Origin of the sequence: Entomohabitans teleogrylli, assembly GCF_001484765.1 — a bacterium.
GTDB lineage: Bacteria > Pseudomonadota > Gammaproteobacteria > Enterobacterales > Enterobacteriaceae > Entomohabitans > Entomohabitans teleogrylli.
Map to the genome: position 1 here is coordinate 225,116 of NZ_KQ947379.1, position 22,964 is coordinate 248,079.

The 22,964-nt window shown below is 60.6% G+C and carries 26 protein-coding genes; 24 read left to right on the plus strand and 2 right to left on the minus strand.

Going from position 1 to position 22,964, the window contains the following annotated elements:
• The first annotated feature begins 221 nt into the window (after positions 1-221).
• The 21 genes from pduA to AQ981_RS08415 all read left to right on the plus strand — a co-directional run bounded on the left by pduA (position 222) and on the right by AQ981_RS08415 (position 17,317).
• Positions 222-506 carry a propanediol utilization microcompartment protein PduA gene (pduA, locus tag AQ981_RS08315; protein WP_058911283.1) on the plus strand — a complete coding sequence of 95 codons (285 nt, stop codon included), beginning with the start codon at positions 222-224 and terminating at the stop codon, positions 504-506.
• The gene (pduB, locus tag AQ981_RS08320) at positions 503-1,315 is read left to right on the plus strand and encodes a propanediol utilization microcompartment protein PduB (protein ID WP_058911284.1); all 813 of its coding nucleotides are present in this window, start codon (positions 503-505) and stop codon (positions 1,313-1,315) included. Before pduA ends, pduB begins: the two co-directional genes overlap by 4 nt.
• 20 nt (positions 1,316-1,335) lie before the next feature.
• Positions 1,336-3,000 (plus strand): propanediol dehydratase large subunit PduC, encoded by a 1,665-nt coding sequence (gene pduC, locus AQ981_RS08325; RefSeq protein WP_058911285.1) that lies wholly within the window; start codon positions 1,336-1,338, stop codon positions 2,998-3,000.
• 11 nt (positions 3,001-3,011) lie between these two features.
• Entirely contained in the window at positions 3,012-3,689 is a 678-nt protein-coding gene (locus AQ981_RS08330; RefSeq protein ID WP_058911286.1) for a propanediol/glycerol family dehydratase medium subunit, read from the plus strand.
• A gap of 14 nt (positions 3,690-3,703) precedes the next feature.
• On the plus strand, positions 3,704-4,231 hold the full coding sequence (gene pduE, locus AQ981_RS08335) for a propanediol dehydratase small subunit PduE (RefSeq protein WP_058911374.1): 528 nt from the start codon (positions 3,704-3,706) through the stop codon (positions 4,229-4,231).
• 18 nt (positions 4,232-4,249) lie between these two features.
• Positions 4,250-6,085: a diol dehydratase reactivase subunit alpha gene (locus AQ981_RS08340; RefSeq protein WP_058911287.1), complete on the plus strand. Its 1,836-nt coding sequence runs from the start codon at positions 4,250-4,252 to the stop codon at positions 6,083-6,085.
• Positions 6,072-6,413: a glycerol dehydratase reactivase beta/small subunit family protein gene (locus AQ981_RS08345; RefSeq protein ID WP_058911288.1), complete on the plus strand. Its 342-nt coding sequence runs from the start codon at positions 6,072-6,074 to the stop codon at positions 6,411-6,413. Before AQ981_RS08340 ends, AQ981_RS08345 begins: the two co-directional genes overlap by 14 nt.
• A gap of 29 nt (positions 6,414-6,442) precedes the next feature.
• On the plus strand, positions 6,443-6,718 hold the full coding sequence (pduJ, locus tag AQ981_RS08350) for a propanediol utilization microcompartment protein PduJ (protein WP_058911289.1): 276 nt from the start codon (positions 6,443-6,445) through the stop codon (positions 6,716-6,718).
• 20 nt (positions 6,719-6,738) lie between these two features.
• On the plus strand, positions 6,739-7,266 hold the full coding sequence (locus AQ981_RS08355) for a BMC domain-containing protein (protein ID WP_058911290.1): 528 nt from the start codon (positions 6,739-6,741) through the stop codon (positions 7,264-7,266).
• Between the two features lie 6 nt (positions 7,267-7,272).
• Positions 7,273-7,905: a phosphate propanoyltransferase gene (locus tag AQ981_RS08360; RefSeq protein ID WP_058911291.1), complete on the plus strand. Its 633-nt coding sequence runs from the start codon at positions 7,273-7,275 to the stop codon at positions 7,903-7,905.
• A complete protein-coding gene (gene pduM / locus AQ981_RS08365; RefSeq protein WP_058911292.1) occupies positions 7,902-8,390 on the plus strand; it encodes a microcompartment protein PduM in 489 nt (162 codons plus the stop codon). The genes AQ981_RS08360 and pduM overlap by 4 nt, the downstream gene beginning before the upstream one ends.
• A gap of 3 nt (positions 8,391-8,393) precedes the next feature.
• Positions 8,394-8,669 carry a EutN/CcmL family microcompartment protein gene (locus tag AQ981_RS08370; RefSeq protein ID WP_058911293.1) on the plus strand — a complete coding sequence of 92 codons (276 nt, stop codon included), beginning with the start codon at positions 8,394-8,396 and terminating at the stop codon, positions 8,667-8,669.
• 14 nt (positions 8,670-8,683) lie between these two features.
• A complete protein-coding gene (gene pduO, locus AQ981_RS08375) occupies positions 8,684-9,697 on the plus strand; it encodes a two-domain cob(I)yrinic acid a,c-diamide adenosyltransferase PduO (RefSeq protein WP_058911294.1) in 1,014 nt (337 codons plus the stop codon).
• Positions 9,697-11,088, plus strand: coding sequence for an aldehyde dehydrogenase family protein (locus AQ981_RS08380; RefSeq protein WP_058911295.1), 1,392 nt, complete (start codon positions 9,697-9,699; stop codon positions 11,086-11,088). The genes pduO and AQ981_RS08380 overlap by 1 nt, the downstream gene beginning before the upstream one ends.
• A 12-nt stretch (positions 11,089-11,100) precedes the next feature.
• A complete protein-coding gene (locus tag AQ981_RS08385; RefSeq protein ID WP_058911296.1) occupies positions 11,101-12,213 on the plus strand; it encodes a 1-propanol dehydrogenase PduQ in 1,113 nt (370 codons plus the stop codon).
• Positions 12,210-13,580 (plus strand): 4Fe-4S dicluster domain-containing protein, encoded by a 1,371-nt coding sequence (locus AQ981_RS08390; protein ID WP_058911297.1) that lies wholly within the window; start codon positions 12,210-12,212, stop codon positions 13,578-13,580. The genes AQ981_RS08385 and AQ981_RS08390 overlap by 4 nt, the downstream gene beginning before the upstream one ends.
• 1 nt (position 13,581) lies before the next feature.
• Positions 13,582-14,139, plus strand: a complete 558-nt coding sequence (locus AQ981_RS08395) for a BMC domain-containing protein (RefSeq protein WP_058911298.1) — start codon at positions 13,582-13,584, stop codon at positions 14,137-14,139.
• A complete protein-coding gene (gene pduU / locus AQ981_RS08400) occupies positions 14,139-14,495 on the plus strand; it encodes a propanediol utilization microcompartment protein PduU (RefSeq protein ID WP_058911299.1) in 357 nt (118 codons plus the stop codon). The genes AQ981_RS08395 and pduU overlap by 1 nt, the downstream gene beginning before the upstream one ends.
• 4 nt (positions 14,496-14,499) lie before the next feature.
• Positions 14,500-14,931, plus strand: coding sequence for a EutP/PduV family microcompartment system protein (locus tag AQ981_RS08405; protein WP_058911300.1), 432 nt, complete (start codon positions 14,500-14,502; stop codon positions 14,929-14,931).
• A 156-nt stretch (positions 14,932-15,087) separates the two neighbouring features.
• A complete protein-coding gene (locus AQ981_RS08410; RefSeq protein ID WP_058911301.1) occupies positions 15,088-16,308 on the plus strand; it encodes an acetate/propionate family kinase in 1,221 nt (406 codons plus the stop codon).
• A 148-nt stretch (positions 16,309-16,456) separates the two neighbouring features.
• Entirely contained in the window at positions 16,457-17,317 is an 861-nt protein-coding gene (locus AQ981_RS08415; protein WP_058911302.1) for a GHMP family kinase ATP-binding protein, read from the plus strand.
• A 71-nt stretch (positions 17,318-17,388) separates the two neighbouring features.
• Here the strand turns inward: AQ981_RS08415 and AQ981_RS08420 are convergent, their stop codons facing one another.
• Both AQ981_RS08420 and AQ981_RS08425 read right to left on the minus strand, forming a co-directional pair.
• Positions 17,389-17,721 (minus strand): DUF496 family protein, encoded by a 333-nt coding sequence (locus tag AQ981_RS08420; protein ID WP_058911303.1) that lies wholly within the window; start codon positions 17,719-17,721, stop codon positions 17,389-17,391.
• Positions 17,722-17,886: 165 nt separating this feature from the next.
• Positions 17,887-18,945 carry an FUSC family protein gene (locus tag AQ981_RS08425; protein ID WP_058911304.1) on the minus strand — a complete coding sequence of 353 codons (1,059 nt, stop codon included), beginning with the start codon at positions 18,943-18,945 and terminating at the stop codon, positions 17,887-17,889.
• A gap of 274 nt (positions 18,946-19,219) precedes the next feature.
• Between AQ981_RS08425 and AQ981_RS08430 the strand changes: the two genes are divergently transcribed.
• The 3 genes from AQ981_RS08430 to AQ981_RS08440 are packed head-to-tail and all read left to right on the plus strand — an operon-like array spanning position 19,220 to position 22,956.
• Positions 19,220-19,975, plus strand: a complete 756-nt coding sequence (locus tag AQ981_RS08430; protein ID WP_058911305.1) for a gluconate 2-dehydrogenase subunit 3 family protein — start codon at positions 19,220-19,222, stop codon at positions 19,973-19,975.
• Positions 19,976-19,978: 3 nt separating this feature from the next.
• On the plus strand, positions 19,979-21,739 hold the full coding sequence (locus AQ981_RS08435) for a GMC family oxidoreductase (protein WP_058911306.1): 1,761 nt from the start codon (positions 19,979-19,981) through the stop codon (positions 21,737-21,739).
• Entirely contained in the window at positions 21,736-22,956 is a 1,221-nt protein-coding gene (locus AQ981_RS08440) for a cytochrome c (protein WP_058911307.1), read from the plus strand. Before AQ981_RS08435 ends, AQ981_RS08440 begins: the two co-directional genes overlap by 4 nt.
• Positions 22,957-22,964 lie beyond the last annotated feature (8 nt).

Below are 22,964 nucleotides of genomic sequence, written 5' to 3' on the forward strand. Positions count from 1 at the left end.
CAATGTCACCTGATGAAATGTAAATCTGATTTTACAAAGACAATTATTTGCCAGCATAAAACCAATCAAAACTAAAAAAAATCAATGAAATACAATATTTAACAGCAATAATTTGTTATTCGCTGACGGATATTTTTTTCGCCTTCTTTCAACACAGCCATTCTTTATTGACGCTTGTTTGTATATTGCCATTATCCCCATGAACCCCAGGTGAGGTTTATATGCAACAGGAAGCGTTAGGAATGGTGGAAACCAAAGGACTGACCGCTGCAATTGAAGCGGCCGATGCGATGGTGAAATCCGCCAATGTCATGTTAGTCGGCTACGAAAAAATAGGCTCCGGCCTGGTGACGGTAATCGTGCGCGGCGATGTCGGCGCAGTAACGGCCGCCACGGATGCCGGCAGCGCCGCGGCGTCGAAGGTCGGCGAAGTGAAAGCCACTCACGTCATCCCGCGCCCCCACGCCGATGTCGAAAAATTCTTACCAAAAGGAATTAACGCATGAGTAGCAATGACCTGGTGGAGCAGATTATGGCCCAGGTAATCGCGAAAGTGTCCGCCCCTGCCCCGGCGGCTTCCGCATCCCCTTCCCCTCAACAACGAGACACAGTTATGGCTGAAAAATCCTGCAGTTTAACGGAATTCGTAGGGACGGCCATTGGCGACACGGTTGGTCTGGTGATTGCCAATGTCGACAGCGCCCTGCTGGAAGCAATGAAACTTGAAAAGCGCTACCGCTCCATCGGCATTCTCGGCGCCCGCACCGGCGCCGGTCCGCACATTATGGCGGCGGACGAAGCGGTGAAAGCCACCAATACCGAAGTGGTGAGCATTGAGCTGCCGCGCGATACCAAAGGCGGCGCCGGCCACGGCTCGCTGATTGTCTTTGGCGGCAACGACGTCTCCGACGTCAAACGCGCGGTGGAAGTGGCCCTCAAAGAGCTGGACCGCACCTTCGGCGATGTCTACGGCAATGAGGCCGGCCATCTGGAGTTGCAATACACCGCCCGCGCCAGCTACGCGCTGGAGAAAGCCTTCGGCGCCCCGCTGGGCCGCGCCTGCGGCATTATCGTTGGCGCGCCGGCCTCTATCGGCGTGTTAATGGCCGATACCGCGGTGAAATCCGCCAACGTCGAAGTGGTGGCTTACAGCACCCCGGCCCACGGCACCAGCTACAGCAACGAGGCCATTCTGGTGATTTCCGGTGATTCAGGCGCCGTACGTCAGGCGGTGATTTCAGCCCGGGAGATCGGCAAAAAAGTGCTCGCCACTCTGGGCAGCGAGCCGAAAAACGATCGTCCTTCCTACATCTGACGCCAGCGCGAGGTTGAGTCATGAGATCAAAAAGATTTGAAGCGCTTGCGAAACGTCCGGTCAACCAGGACGGCTTCGTCAAGGAATGGATCGAAGAAGGCTTCATCGCTATGGAAAGCCCTAACGATCCAAAACCGTCCATTAAAATCGTCAACGGCGTCGTCACCGAACTGGACAGCAAACCCCAGGCGGAATTTGACCTGATTGACCACTTCGTCGCCCGCTACGGAATTAACCTTAAGCGCGCCGAAGAAGTCATGGCCATGGATTCGATGAAGCTGGCCAATATGCTGTGCGACCCGAATGTGAAACGCAGCGACATCGTCCCGCTGACCACCGCGATGACGCCGGCGAAAATCGTCGAAGTAGTCTCGCATATGAACGTGGTAGAGATGATGATGGCAATGCAGAAAATGCGCGCCCGTCGTACGCCGTCCCAACAGGCCCACGTCACCAACGTTAACGATAACCCGGTGCAAATCGCCGCCGACGCCGCCGAAGGCGCTTTCCGCGGTTTTGATGAGCAGGAAACCACCGTGGCGGTGGCGCGCTATGCGCCGTTCAACGCGATTGCGCTGCTGGTAGGATCGCAGGTAGGCCGCCCCGGGGTACTGACCCAGTGCTCGCTGGAAGAAGCCACTGAACTGAAACTCGGCATGCTCGGCCACACTTGCTATGCGGAAACTATTTCCGTCTACGGCACGGAGCCGGTGTTCACCGACGGCGACGATACGCCATGGTCGAAGGGCTTCCTCGCCTCTTCTTACGCCTCCCGCGGCCTGAAAATGCGCTTTACCTCCGGTTCCGGCTCGGAAGTCCAGATGGGCTACGCCGAAGGTAAATCGATGCTGTATCTCGAAGCGCGCTGCATTTACATCACCAAAGCCGCCGGGGTTCAGGGCCTGCAGAATGGTTCCGTGAGCTGCGTCGGGGTACCGTCCGCCGTGCCGTCCGGTATTCGCGCCATCCTTGCGGAAAACCTGATCTGCGCCGCGCTGGATCTGGAATGCGCCTCCAGTAACGACCAGACCTTTACCCACTCGGATATGCGCCGTACCGCGCGCTTCCTGATGCAGTTCCTGCCGGGAACCGACTTTATCTCCTCCGGTTTTTCCGCGGTGCCGAACTACGACAACATGTTCGCCGGCTCCAACGAAGACGCGGAAGACTTTGACGATTACAACATCATCCAGCGCGACCTGAAAGTCGACGGCGGCCTGCGCCCGGTGCGCGAAGAAGATGTCGTCGCGGTACGCAACAAAGCCGCCCGCGCGCTCCAGGCGGTGTTCGCCGGGATGGGCCTGCCGCCGATCACCGATGAAGAAGTGGAAGCGGCCACCTACGCCCACGGCTCGAAAGATATGCCGGCGCGCAATATCGTCGAAGACATTAAGTTCGCCCAGGAAGTCATTAATAAGAACCGCACCGGTCTGGAAGTGATCACCGCGCTGGCCAAAGGCGGGTTTGAAGATGTCGCCCGCGACATGCTCAGTATCCAGAAAGCCAAGATTGCCGGGGACTATCTCCATACCTCCGCCATCATCGTCGGCGACGGCCAGGTGCTGTCGGCGGTGAACGATGTCAACGACTACGCCGGACCGGGTACCGGCTACCGCCTGCAGGGCGAGCGCTGGGAAGAGATCAAAAACATTCCCAACGCGCTGGATCCGAACGAGATGGGTTAAGGGGCCTGACCATGGAAATTAATGAAAAATTACTGCGCCAGATTATTGAAGGTGTTTTGCAGGAGATGCAGGCCGGCGACAAACCCGTCTCTTTCTCCTCTTCCGGCGCCGCAGCGGCGCCTGCCCAGGCGCCAGCGGCGGCAAATGGCGGCTTCCTGACCGAAACCGGCGAAGCCCGGCCGGGCACCAGCCAGGATGAAGTGGTGATTGCCGTTGGACCGGCATTTGGCCTCTCCCAGACCACCAATATGATAGGGGTACCGCATCAGGCGATTCTGCGTGAAGTGATTGCCGGAATTGAAGAAGAAGGCATTCGCGCCCGGGTCATTCGCTGCTTTAAATCCTCGGATGTAGCCTTTATCGCCGTGGAGGCCAACCGTCTGAGCGGTTCCGGCATCTCCATCGGCATTCAGTCGAAAGGCACCACGGTTATCCACCAGCAGGGGCTGCCGCCGCTCTCAAACCTTGAGCTGTTCCCTCAGGCGCCGCTGCTGACCCTGGAAACTTATCGCCAGATCGGCAAAAACGCCGCCCGCTACGCCAAACGCGAATCGCCGCAGCCGGTGCCGACCCTTAATGATCAGATGGCGCGCCCGAAGTACCAGGCCAAATCCGCCATTCTGCACATTAAAGAGACCAAATATGTGGTCACCGGGAAGAATGCGCAGGAACTGCGCGTGGCTCTTTGACGAAGGACAACATGATGAATGCTGAAGCAATTGAATCCATGGTTCGCGATGTGCTCAGTCGCATGAACAGCCTGCAGGAAGGGGCGCCGGTCACCCCAGGCGCCAGCTGCGCGGCATCGGCCGGCGTCAGCGCCAAAGTGTCCGATTATCCGCTGGCTAACCGCCATCCGGAATGGGTGAAAACCGCCACTAACAAAACCCTCGACGATTTAACGCTGGAAAACGTGCTTAACGGTAGCGTAACGCCTCAGGATCTGCGCATCACGCCGGAGATCCTGCGTATTCAGGCGGCTATCGCCCGGGACGCGGGGCGCGATCGGCTGGCTATCAACTTCGAACGCGCCGCCGAACTGACCGCCGTGCCGGATGACCGCATCCTTGAGATATACAACGCCCTGCGCCCGTATCGCTCCAGCAAGCAGGAACTGTTGGCCATTGCCGACGATCTGGAGAAGAACTACCGGGCCAACGTCTGCGCCGCCTACGTTCGCGAAGCCGCGGAGCTGTACGTACAGCGTAAAAAACTCAAGGGTGATGACTAACCGGCTCAGGAAACGGCTATGCGATATATAGCAGGTGTCGACATTGGTAACTCCTCCACGGAAGTGGCGCTGGCGCGCTGCGAACCGGACGGCGCGCTGACGGTGATCGCCAGCGCGCTGGCGGAAACCACCGGGATCAAAGGCACGCAGCGTAACGTGTTCGGGATTCGCGAAGCCCTTGACCGGGTGGCGGCGAATGCCGGTATCGCCGTCAGCGATATTTCGTTTATCCGCATCAACGAAGCGACGCCGGTGATCGGCGACGTGGCGATGGAAACCATCACCGAGACGGTGATCACCGAATCCACCATGATCGGTCACAACCCGAAAACGCCGGGCGGCGCCGGTCTCGGGGTCGGGACCACCATCACGCTGGATGAGTTGATGACCCGCTCGCCCACCCAGCCGTATATCCTGGTGGTGCCCGCCACGGTGGATTTCGCCGCCGTGGCCCAGGTGGTCAACGCCGCGCTGCGCGCCGGTTATGACATTACCGGCATTATTCTGCAGCGCGACGACGGCGTACTGGTCAATAACCGTCTCGATAAACCGCTGCCGATTGTTGACGAAGTGCTGCATATCGATCGCATTCCCATGGGCATGCTCGCCGCCGTCGAGGTGGCGCTGCCCGGAAAAGTGATCGAAAACCTCTCCAACCCCTATGGCATCGCCACCGTTTTCTCCCTCAGCGCTGAGGAGACCAAAAATATCGTCCCGGTAGCCCGGGCGCTGATTGGCAACCGCTCCGCGGTGGTGGTGAAAACCCCCAGCGGCGATGTGAAAGCGCGCACCATTCCGGCCGGTAATCTGGAGCTTAACGCCCAGGGCCGTACTCTGCGCATCGATGTCGCCGCCGGCGCGGAAGCGATTATGAAAGCGGTGGACAGCCTCGGCGCACTGGACAACGTCACCGGCGAAGCAGGCACCAATATCGGCGGCATGCTGGAACACGTGCGCCAGACCATGGCGGAACTGACCAACAAACCGAGCAGCGAGATCTTTATTCAGGATCTGCTGGCGGTGGATACCGCGGTGCCGGTCAGCGTCACCGGCGGTCTGGCCGGGGAGTTTTCCCTCGAACAGGCGGTGGGTATCGCCTCGATGGTGAAATCCGATCGCCTGCAGATGGCGCGCATCGCCAGTGAAATCGAACACACCCTGCACGTCGAAGTCCAGGTGGGCGGCGCCGAGGCGGAAGCGGCGATTCTCGGCGCGCTGACCACCCCGGGCACCCGCACGCCGCTGGCGATCCTCGACCTTGGCGCCGGCTCCACCGATGCCTCGATCATCAATGCCAGCGGCGAGATTGTCGCCACCCATCTGGCCGGCGCCGGGGATATGGTCACCATGATCATCGCCCGGGAACTGGGCCTCGACGACCGCTATCTGGCCGAAGAGGTGAAAAAGTACCCGCTGGCGAAAGTGGAAAGCCTGTTCCACCTGCGCCACGAAGACGGCAGCGTGCAGTTCTTCCCGCAGCCGCTGCCGCCATCAGTCTTCGCCCGGCTGTGCGTGGTGAAACCCGACGAACTGGTACCGCTGCCCGGCGATTATTCGCTGGAAAAAGTGCGGCATATCCGGCGCAGCGCCAAAGAGCGGGTTTTCGTCACTAACGCCCTGCGCGCCCTGCGCCAGGTCAGCCCCACCGGCAACATCCGCGATATTCCCTTTGTGGTGCTGGTGGGCGGCTCGTCGCTGGACTTTGAAGTCCCGCAACTGGTGACCGACGCGCTGGCCCAGTACCGACTGGTGGCCGGACGCGGCAACATCCGCGCCTGCGAAGGGCCGCGCAACGCGGTGGCCACCGGGCTGATCCTCGCCCGGCAAAAGGAGCTGAAGCATGGATCTGAGTAACGACAGCCCGACAATCCTGATCTACGCCAGCGCCCCACAGGCGCTGTGGCAGGAGGTGCTGTTCGGCATTGAAGAGGAAGGTATTCCCTGGCAGTGGCTGGCTGCCGGCGAAGACCAGGACGCGCTGGAACAGATGGCCTGGCAGGCGGCGAACCGTTCGCCGCTACTGGTCGGGCTGGCCTGTAACAGCGCAGAGATTGTAGTTCATTACCGTCATTTACCGGTCGACGCGCCGTTATTTCGCCTCGGCCGGCAACAAGAGAACGCAGACCTGCGGCATCTGGGCAACAACGCCGCCAGGCTGGTGAAAGGGCTACCGTTCCGGTAAGCCGCTATTTAGCAAAGGAGAAAGACAACATGAATAACGCACTGGGACTGGTTGAAACAAAAGGTCTGGTGGGCGCCATTGAGGCAGCGGATGCGATGGTCAAATCCGCCAACGTACAACTGGTGGGATACGAAAAAATCGGTTCCGGCCTGGTAACGGTGATGGTACGCGGCGATGTCGGCGCGGTAAAAGCGGCGGTTGACGCCGGCGCCGCCGCAGCCAGCGTGGTGGGCGAAGTGAAATCCTGCCATGTCATCCCGCGTCCGCACAGCGACGTGGAGGCCATTCTGCCGAAGTCAGCCTGACCGGAAACAGGGAGCACAGCGTGAAAACATCTTTAGGACTACTGGAAGTGAGCGGTCTGGCGCTGGCGATCCGCTGCGCGGACGCCATGGCCAAAGCGGCCTCCGTCACGCTGCTCGGCATGGAGAAAACCAACGGTTCGGGCTGGACCGTTGTTGAGATAACCGGCGATGTGGCGTCCGTGCAGTCGGCTATCGCCACCGGCGCGGATCTGGCCCGGCAGTTAAACGGGTTGGTGGCGCAGAAGGTGATAGCCCGCCCGGCGCAGGGGTTAATGGCCCATCAGGAGAAACGCGGCGCCCCGGCGCAACCGGTCCGTGCCGCTTCCCTGCCTGAGCCTGAACCGGCCCCCGCGCCGACGCCGCTAACGCCGGTCAACGAAACCGCGCCGCAGCAGGCTGAGGACGCTGAGAGCGCTGCGCCCGCGCCGCAACAGCCCGAACCGGCGGCGCCTGCGCGGGTGAGCTGTAACCTGTGTCTGGATCCCGCCTGTCCGCGGCAGAAAGGCGAGCCGCGCGCAGTCTGTATTCACAACGGTAAAAAGAGGTAATCGCTGATGGACAGAACGTTGCTGGAACCGGTGGTGAATAAAGTGCTGGAAGAGATGCGCCAGCGCCCTATTCCGCTTGGCGTCTCAAACCGCCATATCCACCTGTCGCAGCAGGATTACGACCGTCTGTTTCCCGGCCAGCCGATTGCGCAAAAAAAGGCCCTGCTGCAGCCGGGCCAGTATGCCGCCGAGCAGACGGTCAACCTGGTAGGCCCCAAAGGCACGATTAAAAACGTGCGCCTGCTCGGCCCGCTGCGCGGCGACAGTCAGGTGGAGATTTCACGCACCGACGCCCGTACTTTGGGTATTGCCGCGCCGCTGCGTATGTCCGGCGACCTGCGGGGGACGCCGGGGATTCGCCTGGTGAGCGCCGACGGCGAAGTCGAACTGCAACAGGGCGTGATCGTCGCCCAGCGCCACATTCATATGTCGCCGCTGGATGCGCTAATCCTGCGCGTCGCCCACGGCGATATGGTGCAGGTAGCCATAGCAAGCGAGGGCCGGCGCCTGGTATTCGACCAGGTGGCGATCCGCGTCTCACCGCAAATGCGCCTGGAGATGCATATCGACACCGACGAAGCCAACGCCGCCGGGGCCGATAGCCCTGACGCCCGGGCGATGCTGGTAACGCCGCCATGACAGCCGCGGACATCGGCGCCATCGTCAACCGGGTACTGGCGCTGCTACAGGCCCGGGAGCGTCAGGTGTATGCCGTCACGGCGGAGCAACTGCGCCGCGGGCTGGACGCCGCTATCCCGGTTCACCACGCCACGCTACATGTGCGCATGGCGGATATCGCTCTGCTGGACAGTCTGGCGGAGCGGGACGCCGACGACCCGGCGGTGGCGGCGCTACTCGATGCGCTGTCATGGGGCATGCGCGTCCATATTTCGTTGCACGCCCGGCAGCTGGGCGCGCTGTCGGTAAAAAAACTGGCCCGTTTGCCCCTGAGCCTCGCCGACCACCAGGGATTCCGCGTCTGGCTGCATCCGGGGAGCGTCGTCAGCTTCCGGGATGTGGCGGGCAAAGACGGCTGGCTGGTGGTGCCCCGTAAAACGGTCATCACGCCGCTGGCCAGCGAGGCGATGCAGCGCCGCTCACTTCATTTACTGAGGCAGGAGTAGATCATGTATCTGGCACGCGTAACAGGTTCGGTGGTTTCCACACAAAAATCACCCTCATTGACCGGCAAAAAATTATTGCTGGTGCGGCGCGTCAATGATGATGGCGCATTTGACGGCGCCCGCTCGCTGCCGGATGAAGTCGCCGTGGACTCCGTCGGCGCCGGCGAGGGCGAGCTGGTGTTGGTCACCTGCGGCTCCAGCGCCCGCCGGGTATTCCCGGAACCCAACGACGCCATCGATCAGGCCATTGTCGCGATTGTCGACAACGTGTCGCGTTAAAGGGAGCTGAAGTTATGGCTATTTACACCCGCACCGGCGACAAGGGAACCACCTCCCTGTTTACCGGCCAGCGCGTCAGCAAAACCCATCCCCGGGTGGAAGCCTACGGCACGCTGGATGAGCTGAACGCCACCCTGAGCCTGAGCGCCAAAGCGGTGGGTCTGGCGGAAAATCGCCAGTTGCTGGAGGCGCTCCAGCACCAGATTTTTTATTTCAGCGCTGAACTGGCCAGCGAAAGCACGGCCCCCGATCCGGCCAGGCGCTACATCTGTAGCGAAGATATCGCCGCGCTGGAAAAAGCCATTGATCGTTGCATGAGCGCGGTGCCGCCGGTGAAGAGTTTTATTTTACCCGGCACCAGCGAAGCCGGCAGTCGCTTACACCTGGCGCGCACTCTCGCCCGCCGCGCCGAACGGCGGCTGGTGGAGCTGGCGGAACAGGTCGCCGTGCGCCAGGTATTGATGCAATACATCAACCGTTTGTCGGACTGCCTGTACGCGCTGGCCAGAGCCGAAGACCACCACGCGCAGTTGGCGTGTATCACCCGCCGGGTGATGGAGCGCTACCTGGCGGCGGTCAATCAGGCGCCGCAGGCGACTCCCGGGGCCAGCGATGCGCCACTCAATTTTCATGATACCCACACGCTGATGAAACATGCGATGCAGGCCGCCCTGGAACTCCAGGTACCGGTGGTCATCAGCGTGGTGGATGACCGGGGACTGCCGGTCATGACGTACCGGATGCCGGATACTCTGCTGGTCAGCAACAGCCTGGCGCCGAAGAAAGCCTGGACCGCGGTGGCGATGAAAGCGCCGACCCACACCCTGAGCGATATCGTTCAGCCCGGCCAGGCGCTGGCGGGGCTTGAAGCCATGATGAATGGCGACGTGGTGACGTTTGGCGGCGGCTACCCGCTGTGGCGCCACGGGCGAATTATCGGCGGGCTGGGGATCAGCGGCGGCAGCGTTGAACAGGACATGCATATTGCACAGGCGGCCATTGAGGCTGCCCATTTGAGGAAAGGATAATGAATAACAGTGAACTGGAAACCCTCATTCGCAACATTCTGACCGAACAACTGGCGGCGCCTCAGCCGGCGGCTGGCGGCCAGAACGGGATCTTCACCAGCGTCGATCTGGCCATCAACGCCGCCTGGAAAGCGTTTGTGCGTTTTCAGCAGTGTCCACTGAAAACCCGTCATGCCATCATCGACGCCATCCGCAGCGATATCGCGCCACACCTGGCCGATTTGTCCCGGGAAGGGGCCGATGAAACCGGTATGGGCAATCAGGAAGATAAGTTGCTGAAAAACCGCGCCGCGCTGGAAAACACCCCAGGAGTGGAGGATTTAATTACCACCGCCCTGACCGGCGACGAAGGCATGGTACTGTTTGAATATTCGCCGTTCGGGGTGATTGGCTCCGTGGCGCCAAGTACTAACCCGACAGAAACCATTATTAATAACAGCATCAGCATGCTGGCGGCGGGCAACGCCGTCTACTTCAGCCCGCACCCGGGGGCCAAAAACGTCTCCCTGAAATTGATCGCCATGATCGAAGAGATCGCCTTTAAATGCTGCGGTATCCGCAACCTGGTGGTGACCGTCGCCGAGCCGACCTTTGAAGCCACCCGGCAGATGATGGCCCACGACAAAATCGCCCTGCTGGCCATTACCGGCGGCCCCGGCATTGTGATGATGGGGATGAAGAGCGGCAAAAAAGTGATCGGCGCCGGCGCCGGCAACCCGCCGTGTCTGGTGGATGAAACCGCCGAACTGGTGAAAGCCGCCCAGGATATCGTCAGCGGCGCCTCCTTTGACTACAACCTGCCGTGTATCGCCGAGAAAAGCGTCATTGTGGTGGACTGCGTGGCGGACCGGCTTATCGAACAGATGCAGTTGTTCGACGCGCTGCTGATCAAGGGCGACGATGTCAACACTCTGCGGCGCGTCTGCCTGACGCCGGAAGGCCATGCCAATAAGTCACTGGTCGGTAAGAGCCCGATGGCGCTGTTACAGGCCGCCGGCCTGCCGGTGCCCGCCAAAGCGCCGCGCCTGCTGATTGTCGAAGTACCGGGCGACGATGCGCTGGTGACCAGCGAACAGTTGATGCCGCTGCTGCCTATCGTGCGGGTAGCCGATTTTGACGCGGCGCTGGAACTGGCGCTCCAGGTGGAGGGCGGTCTGCACCACACGGCAATCATGCACTCCCAGAACGTGTCGCGCCTTAACCTCGCGGCGCGGCGCCTGCAGACATCGATTTTTGTCAAAAACGGCCCGTCTTATGCCGGTATCGGCGTCGGCGGCGAAGGTTTCACCACCTTCACCATCGCCACGCCAACCGGTGAAGGCACCACCTCAGCCCGCACTTTTGCCCGCTCGCGGCGCTGCGTGCTGACCAACGGTTTTTCGATACGCTAAGGCGGTTCCGGGATGAAAAAATTTTCATTGCAGACCCGGTTATTCAGCGGCGAGGGCAGCCTGGCGGCCCTCTCCCGCTTCCACCGGCAGAAAATATGGGTTATCTGCGACGCCTTCCTCGCCCAGTCGCCGCTGCTGAAGGTCCTGAAAGCGGCGCTGCCGGAAGACAACCAGGTCACCGTATTCAGCGACATCACCCCGGACCCGACCATCGGCACCGTGGCGAAGGGCATCGAGCAAATGCAGCAGTTGCGCCCGGAGGTGGTGATCGGCTTTGGCGGCGGTTCCGCCATGGACGCGGCGAAGGCCATTGTCTGGTTTTGCCGCCAGCAGGGGATCGAAATCAACACTTGTGTGGCGATCCCTACCACCAGCGGCACCGGCTCAGAGGTGACCAGCGCCTGCGTGATCAGCGACCCGGACAGGGGCATCAAATACCCGCTATTCGACAACGATATCTACCCGGATCTGGCGATCCTCGATCCCGCTCTGGTGGTGAGCGTTCCGCCGGCGATTACCGCCAACACCGGGATGGATGTGTTAACCCATGCCCTGGAAGCTTATGTCTCGCCGCAGGCCAGCGATTTTACCGACGCGCTGGCGGAAAAGGCCGCCAGCCAGGTGTTTAACTACCTGCCCACCGCCTGCCGTAAAGGAGACTGCCTGGCGACCCGCGGCAAAATGCACAATGCCTCCACCCTTGCCGGCATGGCCTTTGCCCAGTCAGGGCTGGGGCTGAATCACGCCATCGCCCACCAGTTGGGCGGCCAGTTTCATGTCGCCCACGGGTTAGCCAACGCTCTACTGCTGGTGCCGGTGATCCGCTACAACGCCGCGGATCCGCGCGCCATGAAGCGCTATGCCCGCCTGGCCCGGGCCTGCCTGCTGGCGCCTGCCGGCAGCGATGACCGCAGCGCCCTGAACCTGTTGATCGCCAGAATCGAACAGTTAAAACAGCAGTGCGGTCTGCCGGGGATGCGCGATGCGCTGAAAGTGGACCGCGCCACTTTCCGGGCGCGAATCCCGGAAATGGTCAGCGCCGCGCTGGCCGATGTCACTCTGCGCACCACGCCGCGCCCGGCGGATAGCCGGGCTATCACCACGCTGCTGGAGTCATTGTTATGAGCGCGATTGCCGTCATTGATTCGCCAGCCGGAGAGCTGGTTACCCGCGACAGAGAAATTATCCTTGAGCGCGTGCGCCGCGCCGGGGTGGTCGGCGCCGGCGGCGCCGGGTTCCCGACGGCGGTGAAATTACAGGCCCAGGTAGAAACCTTTCTGGTTAATGCCGCCGAATGCGAACCGCTACTGAAGGTAGACCAGCAGTTAATGCCCCGCCAGGCGGCGCGTCTGGTGCGCGGACTGTGCTACGGCATGGCGGCAACCGGCGCCCGGGAAGGGGTAATCGCCCTGAAAGCCAAGTATCAGCCGGCCATCGACGCTCTGACGCCGCTGCTGCCGCCGCAAATCCGCCTGCACATTCTGCCGGATATCTACCCCGCCGGCGATGAAGTGATCACCATCTGGCTGGCGACCGGCAAGCGGGTACCGCCCGCGGCGCTGCCCGGGAGCGTCGGCGTGGTGGTCAACAACGTGCAGACGCTGCTGAACGTCGCCCGGGCCGTAGAGCAGGAGTGGCCGGTCACCCGCCGCACCCTGACGGTAAACGGCGCGGTGGCCCGTCCGGTCACCGTGACAGTCCCGCTGGGCGTCACCCTGGCGGAAGTTCTGGCGCTGGCCGGCGGCGCAACGCTGCCCAACCCGGGTTTCATCAACGGCGGACCGATGATGGGACACCTGGTGACCGACCTGAACACCCCGGTCACCAAAACCACCGGCGGATTGCTGGTACTGCCGGAAGATCACATTCTGATCAAACGACGGATGCGCGATGTGCGTACCCAACTGGCCATCGCCCGTACGGTATGCGAACAGTGTCGCCTGTGTACCGAGCTGTGTCCGCGCCATCTGATCGGCCATGAACTATCGCCGCATCTGCTGGTGCGCGCCGTGAACTATCAGCAGGTCGCCACACCGCAGACGCTGCTGGCGGCCCTGACCTGCTCAGAATGTAACGTTTGTGAAAGCGTCGCCTGCCCGGTGGATATTTCCCCGATGCAGATCAACCGAATGCTCAAACAGCAGTTGCGCGCCGAGGGCGCCCGCTATGAAGGGCCGCTGCGCGAAGCCGATCCGATGGCCAGGCACCGTCTGGTGCCGGTTAAACGGCTGATCCAGAAACTGGACCTGACCGACTGGTATCACGAAGCCCCCTTTGACGACACGCCTTATCAGCCGCAGCAGGTCACGCTGGCCCTGCGTCAGCATATCGGCGCGCCGGCCGAGCCCTGCGTCAGCGTCGGCGATTCGGTCAGCCACGGCCAGTTGATTGCCGCGCCGCCGCAAGACGCCCTCGGGGCGCCGGTGCATGCCAGCATCAGCGGCACCGTCAGCACGATTTCATCAACAACCATTACACTGGCGCGAGGTTGATATGTCACAAGCCATTGGAATTCTGGAACTCACCAGCATAGCGAAGGGCATGGAAGTCGGTGATTTGATGCTCAAAAGCGCCAACGTCTCCCTGCTGGTCTGCAAAACCCTGTGCCCGGGTAAATTTCTAATCATGCTCGGCGGCGATGTCGGTGCGGTGACTCAGGCCATTACCGCCGGCGAGCACGCCTCCGGTAGCCTGATGGTCGACAGCATTGTGCTGGCCAATATCCACCCGAGCATTCTCCCGGCGGTCAGCGGTCTGAACCCGGTCAGCGAACGCCAGGCGGTCGGGGTAGTGGAGACCTGGAGCGTGGCGGCTTGTATCCAGGCAGCGGACCAGGCGGTGAAAGCCTCGAATGTCACCCTGGTGCGTATCCACATGGCCTTCGGCATTGGCGGGAAATGCTACCAGGTGGTGAGCGGCGATGTATCCGATGTGCAAAACGCCGTCAATGTCGCCAGCGAAAGCGCCGGCGAAAAAGGGTTACTGGTGTACAGCGCCGTGATCCCCCGCCCCCATGACGCCATGTGGCGCCAGCTGGTACAGGAGGCGTAATGGACGATCATTTTCCTCATGCCACGGAACGGGTAGTACAGGAGTATGTGCCGGGGAAACAGATTACTCTGGCCCATCTTATCGCCAATCCCAACAAGGGGCTGTACAAAAAACTCGGGTTAAACGAAGGGGCCACCGCCATTGGGATCCTCACCATCACCCCCAGCGAAGCGTCGATTATCGCCTGCGATATCGCCACCAAGTCGGGAGCGGTGGAGATCGGCTTTATCGATCGCTTCACCGGCGCCGTGGTGATCACCGGCGATGTCTCGGCGGTGGAATACGCCCTGAAGCAGGTGACCGCCACCCTTGGCGACCAGATGCGTTTTACCGCCTGCGCCCTGACCCGGACCTGACGCCATGAAACGCATCATGTTTATCGGCCCCAGCCAGTGCGGGAAAACCACCCTCACCCAGGCGCTGCATGGCGAAACCCTGCATTATCAGAAAACCCAGGCCATTGAGTGGCGCCAGCAGACCATCGATACCCCCGGCGAATATCTGGAAAACCGCTGTCTGTACAGCGCGCTGCTGGCCAGCGCCTGTGAGGCGGACCTGATCGGGCTGGTGTTAAACGCCAACGCCGAATGGAGCCAGTTCGCGCCGGGTTTTGCCATGGCGCTGAACCGTCCGGCCATCGGCATTGTCAGCAAGGCGGATCTGGCGACGCCGGAACGGGTGCAGTGGGCCGCGCAATGTCTGCGCGAGGCTGGCGCAGAGTCGGTATTTATTACGTCGGCGCCCAACGGCGCCGGAATCAGCCAGTTACTGACATTTCTGGAAACCCACTAACCGGTCGCCAGCCGCGGCTAACACCTGCCGCCACAGGCCGGGAAACGCCGCGGGAAACGTCACATTGTCAGCAGCACAATGCCGTTCCGCCAGTATCGCGACAGCCGGCAGGGAAGCGGTCTGACACAGGCATACTATTCTCACCAGGAGTAACGGATGAGTCATAAAATCATGGCGATCAACGCCGGCAGTTCCTCTCTGAAATTCCAGCTATTGCGACTGCCCGCGGGCGAAGCGCTGTGCCAGGGGATTATTGAGCGCATTGGTTTACAGGATGCGGTTTTCACTCTGAAAGCCGCCGGGCAGAAATGGCAGGAGACGCTGCCGGTGGCCGACCATCACGCGGCTGCGCATCTGCTGCTCGACAGGCTGGTGAGCCACCGGGTGGTGGCTTCGCTTAAAGAAATTGACGGCGTCGGGCACCGGGTCGCTCACGGCGGCGAGGCGTTTAAGGATTCGGCGCTGATCGACAGCAGCGTACTAGCGAAAATCGAAGCCCTGAGCGAGCTGGCGCCGCTGCATAACCCGGTCAACGCGCTGGGGATCCACGTTTTCCGCCAGGCGCTGCCCGGCGTCCCAATGGTGGCGGTGTTCGATACCTCTTTCCACCAGACCCTGGAAGAGAGCGCGTTTCTCTATCCCCTGCCATGGCGCTACTACAGCGAGTTGGGTGTTCGCCGCTACGGATTCCACGGTACCAGCCACAAGTATGTCAGCCACACGCTGGCCGAACAGCTCGGCGTCCCGCTGAGCGCCCTGCGGGTTATCTCCTGCCATCTCGGTAATGGCGCCAGCCTGTGCGCTATCAAAGGCGGCAAATCGGTGAATACCTCGATGGGTTTCACTCCGCAGGCGGGAGTGATGATGGGAACCCGCAGCGGCGATATTGATGCGTCGATCCTACCGTGGGTGGCGCAAAAAGAGGGTAAAACCCCGCAGCAACTCAACGCGCTGCTCAACAATGAGTCCGGACTGCTGGGGGTTTCCGGCGTGTCGCCGGATTACCGGGATGTGGAGCAGGCCGCACAACAGGGCAACCGCCGCGCCGCGCTGGCCCTGACGCTGTTTGCCGAGCGCATTCGCGCCACTATTGGCAGCTACGTGATGCAACTGGGCGGGCTGGACGCGCTGATCTTCACCGGCGGCATCGGTGAAAACTCGCGCAGCGCCCGTCAGGCCATCTGCCGCAATATGCAATTCCTCGGTCTGGAGCTGGATGAAGAGAAAAACCAGCGCAACGCCAGCTTTATCCAGCGCGACACCTCGCTGGTGAAAGTGGCGGTGGTGAACACCAACGAAGAGTTGATGATTGCCCGCGACGTACTGCGTATCGCCCTGCCGCAGCGCGACGCGCAGACCGCGGAGCCCTGCCTGTAGCGCCAGCAGCCGGCGCAGCGGCGAATATCATAATTGTGATAAGCGGGGTGGTGAAATTAGCGGGGTTGTAGCATGCTGCGGCCTCGCTTTTGATGGAGCCGCGACGCGGAAAAGATCATGAAACTAATCACCTCAGCCCCCGGACGCCATGGCTGAAGCCCGTTGCCCCGCCTCCTGCGGCGAACTGATCCAGGGCTGGATTCTGGGGAGTGAAAAACTGGTCTCCTGCCCGGTTAACTGGTACAGCGAAGTGAGCGTCAGCGCCGGTCGCCCCGACGAGCGCGAGCGCCCGCGGATGCGCGCGATGCTCGAACAGGTGGTCAGCGCGCTCGGCTACCCGACCTCGCTGTCGCGTCAGCTCACCATTCGCTGGCGCTCCACAATCCCGCTGGCTAAAGGTATGGCCAGCAGTACCGCGGATATCGCCGCCACCGCTGTCGCCACGGCGCGTCATTTGCGCCACAGTCTTTGCGAATCCGCGCTGGCGCAACTGTGTGTGGCTATCGAGCCCACTGACAGCACCCTGTTTCGCCAGTTGACGCTATTCGACCACCTGCGCGCCGGCTGGCAGCAGCCCTGTTTTGGACTGCCGGCGGTGGATATTCTGCTACTGGAAAGCGCCGCAACGCTGAATACCGCGGATTACCATCGCCGCGATCGCCATGCCGCGCTGCTGCAGGGAGCTGCGCTGCTCGATGAAGCATGGCAAAAGCTACAGCAGGCCTGCCGCACGGAAAGCGGCGCATTGCTCGGGGAAGCCACCACCCTCAGCGCTATCGCCAGCCAGGCGATTCTGGCTAAACCGGCCTTCAGCGCGCTGAGACAACTGGTGGAACAGGAAGATTTATTTGGTCTGAACGTCGCCCACAGCGGCAGCGTGGTGGGTCTGCTGTTTGACGCGCGGCGCCACGACCCGCAGCGATTGTGCGCCCTGCTCCGACGCGGCGCCGCCGGCCAGTACTATCCGCGCCAGCATCTGCTACGCCTGATCCCGGGGGGCGTGGAGTAAGGGCAACAAAAAAGCCTGCCGCGCTTTACGCCTGGCAGGCTGTGACGTTGTGCAACCAAAGAACGGGGTTGTTACGCTTTCTGTTCCCCGGCCTTTTGTTCGCCCATGACTTTGAGCTTTTTAGAAATGTCGCGACGCTCTTTGGACAGTTCGGCATTTTTGATGATGTAGTCATCGACGCGATCTTCATAGTCGGTTTTCATGCTGGCGATAATGCCCTGAATCGCCTCAACGCTCATCCCCGGCTTGATGTAATCGCTCAGGTTATCCAGCAGCAGAACGCGTTTCTGATTGTCACGGATCTTTTTCTCTACGTCCTGGATTTCACGCTGCAGTTTGTTCTTACGACGGTTTAAACGTACGAACTCCAGCACGTCCTGGAAAGAAGGTTTGATGGTTTCCATTTTTACACCCCTGATTTGAGATTCGGATTCGTTAAAGCCACCGCTATACGGCTAACCTTACTTTTAGCTGCTGCTGATGACAATGATTTTCGACATGCTATTTATCATACACCTGAATACTGCTGAATCGAAACAACAAGCCATTTCAGCATACACTACTGCCCGCTATTTACGCAGCGCCCGGCAGATAAGCTGGGAGAGCCGCTCCAGTTGGCGCGCCAGTTCCAGGCTCAGCCAGACATAGCCGTGAACCGGCGTTTCCGATAGCGCCGCCGCCTGCTCATCGCGCAGCAACTGGCGCAGCTCGCGGGCCACTTCATTGAGTTTATCGATATTCGCCCGCGCCGGAGAGGGATTTCCCTCGTACAGCGCCCGGGACAGGGCTGACAGGGTCTGCCAGCTCATCTGTTGGGTATCGCGCAGGGTGCGGGCATTGATCATCAGAAAATGGCTCTCCCGGGAGGCCCACCAGGCGTTGATCTGCAGTTCCAGGGTACATACCATATTGCGACTGGTGGTCTGAATCGCCTCGAAAATCGCTTTCTGAATCCGGGTTTCGTTGCTGGCCGGGACGATCAGCGCGCGCATTTTCACGACCTCGTTGAGAATATGCTGCAACGGCTTTTCCAGCCGTGGACGCTCAAGCAGATTCGGGGAAAACCCTACCTGCGCCACCCGGGTGAAGTCGCCAATAAAATCGGCCATGTTGATGCGCCAGAGAATAAACGCCCGCTGCGGCCAGACGCTGGTAAACAGCATCGCCAGCAATGAGCCGAAAATCACATCGCCGCTGCGCCACAGCGCGGTTTCCAGATCGCCGGGCTGCGCGCCGACCACCACCGCCAGCGTAATGCCGATCAGCAACGCCTGATACGGGCGTTTACCGAGGGTCAGAAAGCCGCACAGAAACATCCCCAGCGCGCACCAGATAAGCATCAGCGGCAGCGAATACAGTTCAAGGCGCAGCGCCACCAGGCCAATCGCCGCGCCGACAATGGTCCCGCCAATACGCTGAAACGCCCGCGGCACCACGTTGCCCCAGAACGAGATAGGCCCCATCACCACTACCAGCGTAATCAGCGGCCAGGTCCCTTCCGGCACATTGAGGATCCGCACCAGTAAAAACGTGAGGATAAACGCCAGCGCAATCCGGCAACCGTGAACAACCCGGTAATGGCGATAAACGCGGACTTCGAAAGGGGTGAGTGATTTGTCGGGCCGCACGCGCGGGTCTCCAGCCAAAGAATGCATTGTAGCGATTTTTTGAGTGACATCACACAACGCGCCACACAGGAGATTACCCGTCGCAGCGGGCGCCAGTCCAAACATAACACAAACAAATCACCCGCAATGCAGAAACATTCATTAACATTTACAACACAAAACCGCACAAACAACCCTTTTCCTTACAAAGCGAAACGACCTACCCTTTATAGGGTATTCATTCACCGCACAAATTTTTCTGGTGAATTTTTCTTCGCCTGGTTAAGGAAGCAACATGCGCAAACCACAAAAGACGCTACCGGGAGTCACCCGGCGGCAGGTGCTTGCCTGGTCTGGTGCTGCTCTGGCTTTAGGTACTGGTTCCGCAAAAGCGATAACAATAACTGGTACACCTGGCTGGCAGCCCTTTTCTGACAATCCCCCTGAAACCTTTTCTGAACCACACTGGCTGTTTTTAAATGACGCCGAAGTCGCCACTCTTGAGGCCATTGTCGACCGGCTGATCCCGGAAGATGAGCTCAGCCCCGGCGGTAAAGAAGCCGGCTGCGCGGTATTTATCGATCGCCAGCTCCACGGTTTCTACGGCAATTTCGAACGTCTGTATATGGAAGGCCCCTTCCAGCAGGGCACGCCGGAACAGGGCGATCAGTCTCCCCTGACGCCGCGCCAGCGCTATCGCATCGGCCTTGCCGCCATTGATAACCACTGCCAGAAACAGTTCAGCAAACCCTTCCACCAGCTCAGCGCCGAACAGCAGGACACTCTGCTGCAGGGGCTGGAGAAAGGCGACATCAAACTGGAAGGTATCGACAGCCAGCAGTTCTTCGCCCAGGTGTTGAACAACACGACTGAAGGTTTCTTTGCCGATCCCATCTACGGCGGCAACCGCGACATGGTGTCGTGGAAGATGATTGGTTTTCCCGGCGCGCGTTACGACTACCGGGATTTTATCGATCGTCACAATGAGGATCTGCATCTGGCGCCCGTCAGTATCAACGGCGGACCGGAATGGAATAATAAGAAGGGCTAAGCAATGGCAAAAAAACTACCACACACCGATGCCGTGGTGATTGGCCTCGGCTGGGCCGGCTCAATCATCGCCAAAGAGCTGGCGGATGCCGGCCTGCAGGTTATCGGTATTGAACGCGGCCCGTGGCGCGATACGGCGCGGGATTTTAACGTCGCCAGCGCGCCGGACGAACTGCGCTATGTTCAGCGCCAGGAACTGATGCTGCGCACCCGCCAGAATACCTGCACCATGCGCAACAACCCTTCTCAGACCGCGCTGCCGATGCGCAGTTGGGGATCATTCCACCCTGGCAACGGTACCGGCGGCGCCGGCAACCACTGGGCGGGGATCACTTACCGCTTTCAGCCGCAGGAATTCCGGCTGAAAAGCTACCTGCAGGAACGTTACGGCGCCATTCCCGATGAGCTGGTGCTGCAGGACTGGGGCACCACCTGGGAAGAGATGGAGCCCCACTACATGGCGTTCGAACGCATTGCCGGGACCTCCGGTAAAGCCGGGGTGCTCAATGGCCAGCGCCAGGACGGCGGGAACCCGTTTGAAGGCTCGCGCTCCGGTGAATATCCGACTCCGCCGCTGAAACAGCCGTACGGCCCGGTACTGTTCGCCAACGCCGCGAAAAATCTTGGCTATACCCCTTTCCCGGTGCCATCGTCGCTGGTCTCAGAGGCTTACACCAATCCGTACGGGGTTACCATGGGCCCGTGTACGTTTTGTGGTTTCTGTACCAACTACGGCTGCGCCAACTACTCCAAAGCCAGCGCCATCACCACTATCCTGCCGGCGCTGATGCGTCAGGACAATTTTGAGGCGCGCACCTTCTGCGAAGTGCTGAAGGTCAACACCGACAGCAGCGGCAAACGCGCCACCAGCGTCACCTACATTGACTCTTCCGGCGACGAGTGGGAACAGCCGGCGGACCTGATCATTGTCGCCGCCTTTACCTTTGAAAACGTGCGTCTGATGCTGCTGTCAGGTATCGGCAAGCCTTACGATCCGCTGACCAATAGCGGCACCACCGGGCGCAACTATGCCTACCAGACGGCGAATAACGTTACCCTGTTTTTTGACGATAAGAAGTTCAATCCGTTTATCGGCGCCGGCGCGGTCGGTATGGGTATCGACGACTTCAACAATGATAATTTCGATCACAGCGGGCTGGGATTCCTCGGGGGCGGCAGCATCCGCGTTACGCCGATCGGCGGCGCGCCTATCGCTTATCACCCGACGCCGCCCGGCGCGCCGAAATGGGGCAAAGGCTGGAAGCAGGCGATGGTGCAAAACTACCAGAGCACTATGTCGATCGGCTGCGAGGCGAGCAGCTACACCACCCGCACTAACTACCTGTCGCTGGACCCCAACTACAAAGACCGGCTGGGCCGCCCGCTGCTGCGCATCACCTTCGATTTCCCGGAAAACGATCTCAGGATGGCGCAGTACTGCACCAACAAAGTGGCGGAAATCGCCCGCGCAATGAACCCGCGGGAAATCGTCGCTAAGCCGGCCAGCGGGCACTGGAACAGCGTGCCATACCAGTCTTCTCATGTGGTGGGAGGATTCGTGATGGGCGCCGATCCGACTACCAGTTCCGTGAACAAGCATCTCCAGGTCTGGGATGTACCCAATCTGTTTGTGGTGGGGGCATCCGCCTTCCCCCAGAACCCGGGCTACAACCCCACCGGCACCGTCGGCGCGCTGGCGTTCAAGGCCGCTTACGCCATCAGGACTTACTGGCTGAAAAATCCCGGGGAGATGATCAACGTATGAAACCGTTAATGGCTTTATCCCTGCTGGCCCTGAGCTGCGCGTTCGCCAGCCAGGCGCTGGCCCAGCCGGAGTTCGACCAGGTGGAAAAAGGGCGTTACCTCGCCACCGTCGGCGACTGCGCCGCCTGCCATACCGCCGATCCGGCCAAACCCTTCGCCGGCGGTATCGCGATAAAGACGCCGTTCGGCACCCTGGTGGGGGCCAATATTACGCCGGATACGGCGACCGGTATCGGCAACTGGACCTATGACGACTTCAGGCGCGCCATGTCGGAAGGTATAGGTCACGACGGCAAGCGACTGTACGGCGCGATGCCGTTTACCGCCTATACCAAAGTCACCGATGAAGATAACCGCGCTATCTGGGCGTATCTGCAGACCCTGCAGCCGATCAATAACCCGGTGGAAACCAACCAGTTGCCCTTCCCGTTCAGCGTGCGTACCAGCCTGATGGTCTGGAACTGGATGAACTTTGATAAAGGGGTCTATCAGCCGGATATGACGAAATCGGCAGAGTGGAACCGCGGCGCCTATCTGGTACAAGGACTCGGCCACTGCGGCACTTGCCATACGCCAAAAAATATCCTCGGCGGCGATAAGAACGATTTATTCCTGCAGGGCGCAGAGGTGGAAAACTGGTGGGCGCCGAATATTACCGCCAACAGCCACGAAGGGGTGGGCCGCTGGACCATTCAGGAGATTAAGGATTACCTGCGCACCGGCGTAAATCGCTACGATATCGCCTCCGGACCGATGGCCGAAGAGGTCAAACACTCTTCGCATGCCTGGAGCGATGCTGATTTACAGGCCGTCGCCGTCTACCTGAAATCGCTCGGCAAAACCGAGGGAAAAGGCCCGGAACCGCTGCCGGCGGATAACCCGCAGATGGTCACCGGTAAAGCTATCTACTTCGATCGCTGTTCGGCGTGCCATACCTCTTCGGGCAAAGGAGAGAAGAATATCTTCCCGCAACTGGCCAGCAGCCCGTTAATCAACGCCCGGGAGCCGGTGTCGTTGATGCGCGTCGTGCTGGCCGGTAGCCGCGGCGTGGATACCGACAGCCGCCCGACCGCGCCGGCGATGCCGTCTTTCGCGGCCACCATGACCGACCAGCAGATCGCCGATGTCCTCACCTACATCCGCAACAGCTGGGACAACGCCGCGCCGGCAGTGAGCGCCAGCGATGTGCAGGCGATGCGCGAAAAGCTGCAGGAATAATCCCTGCG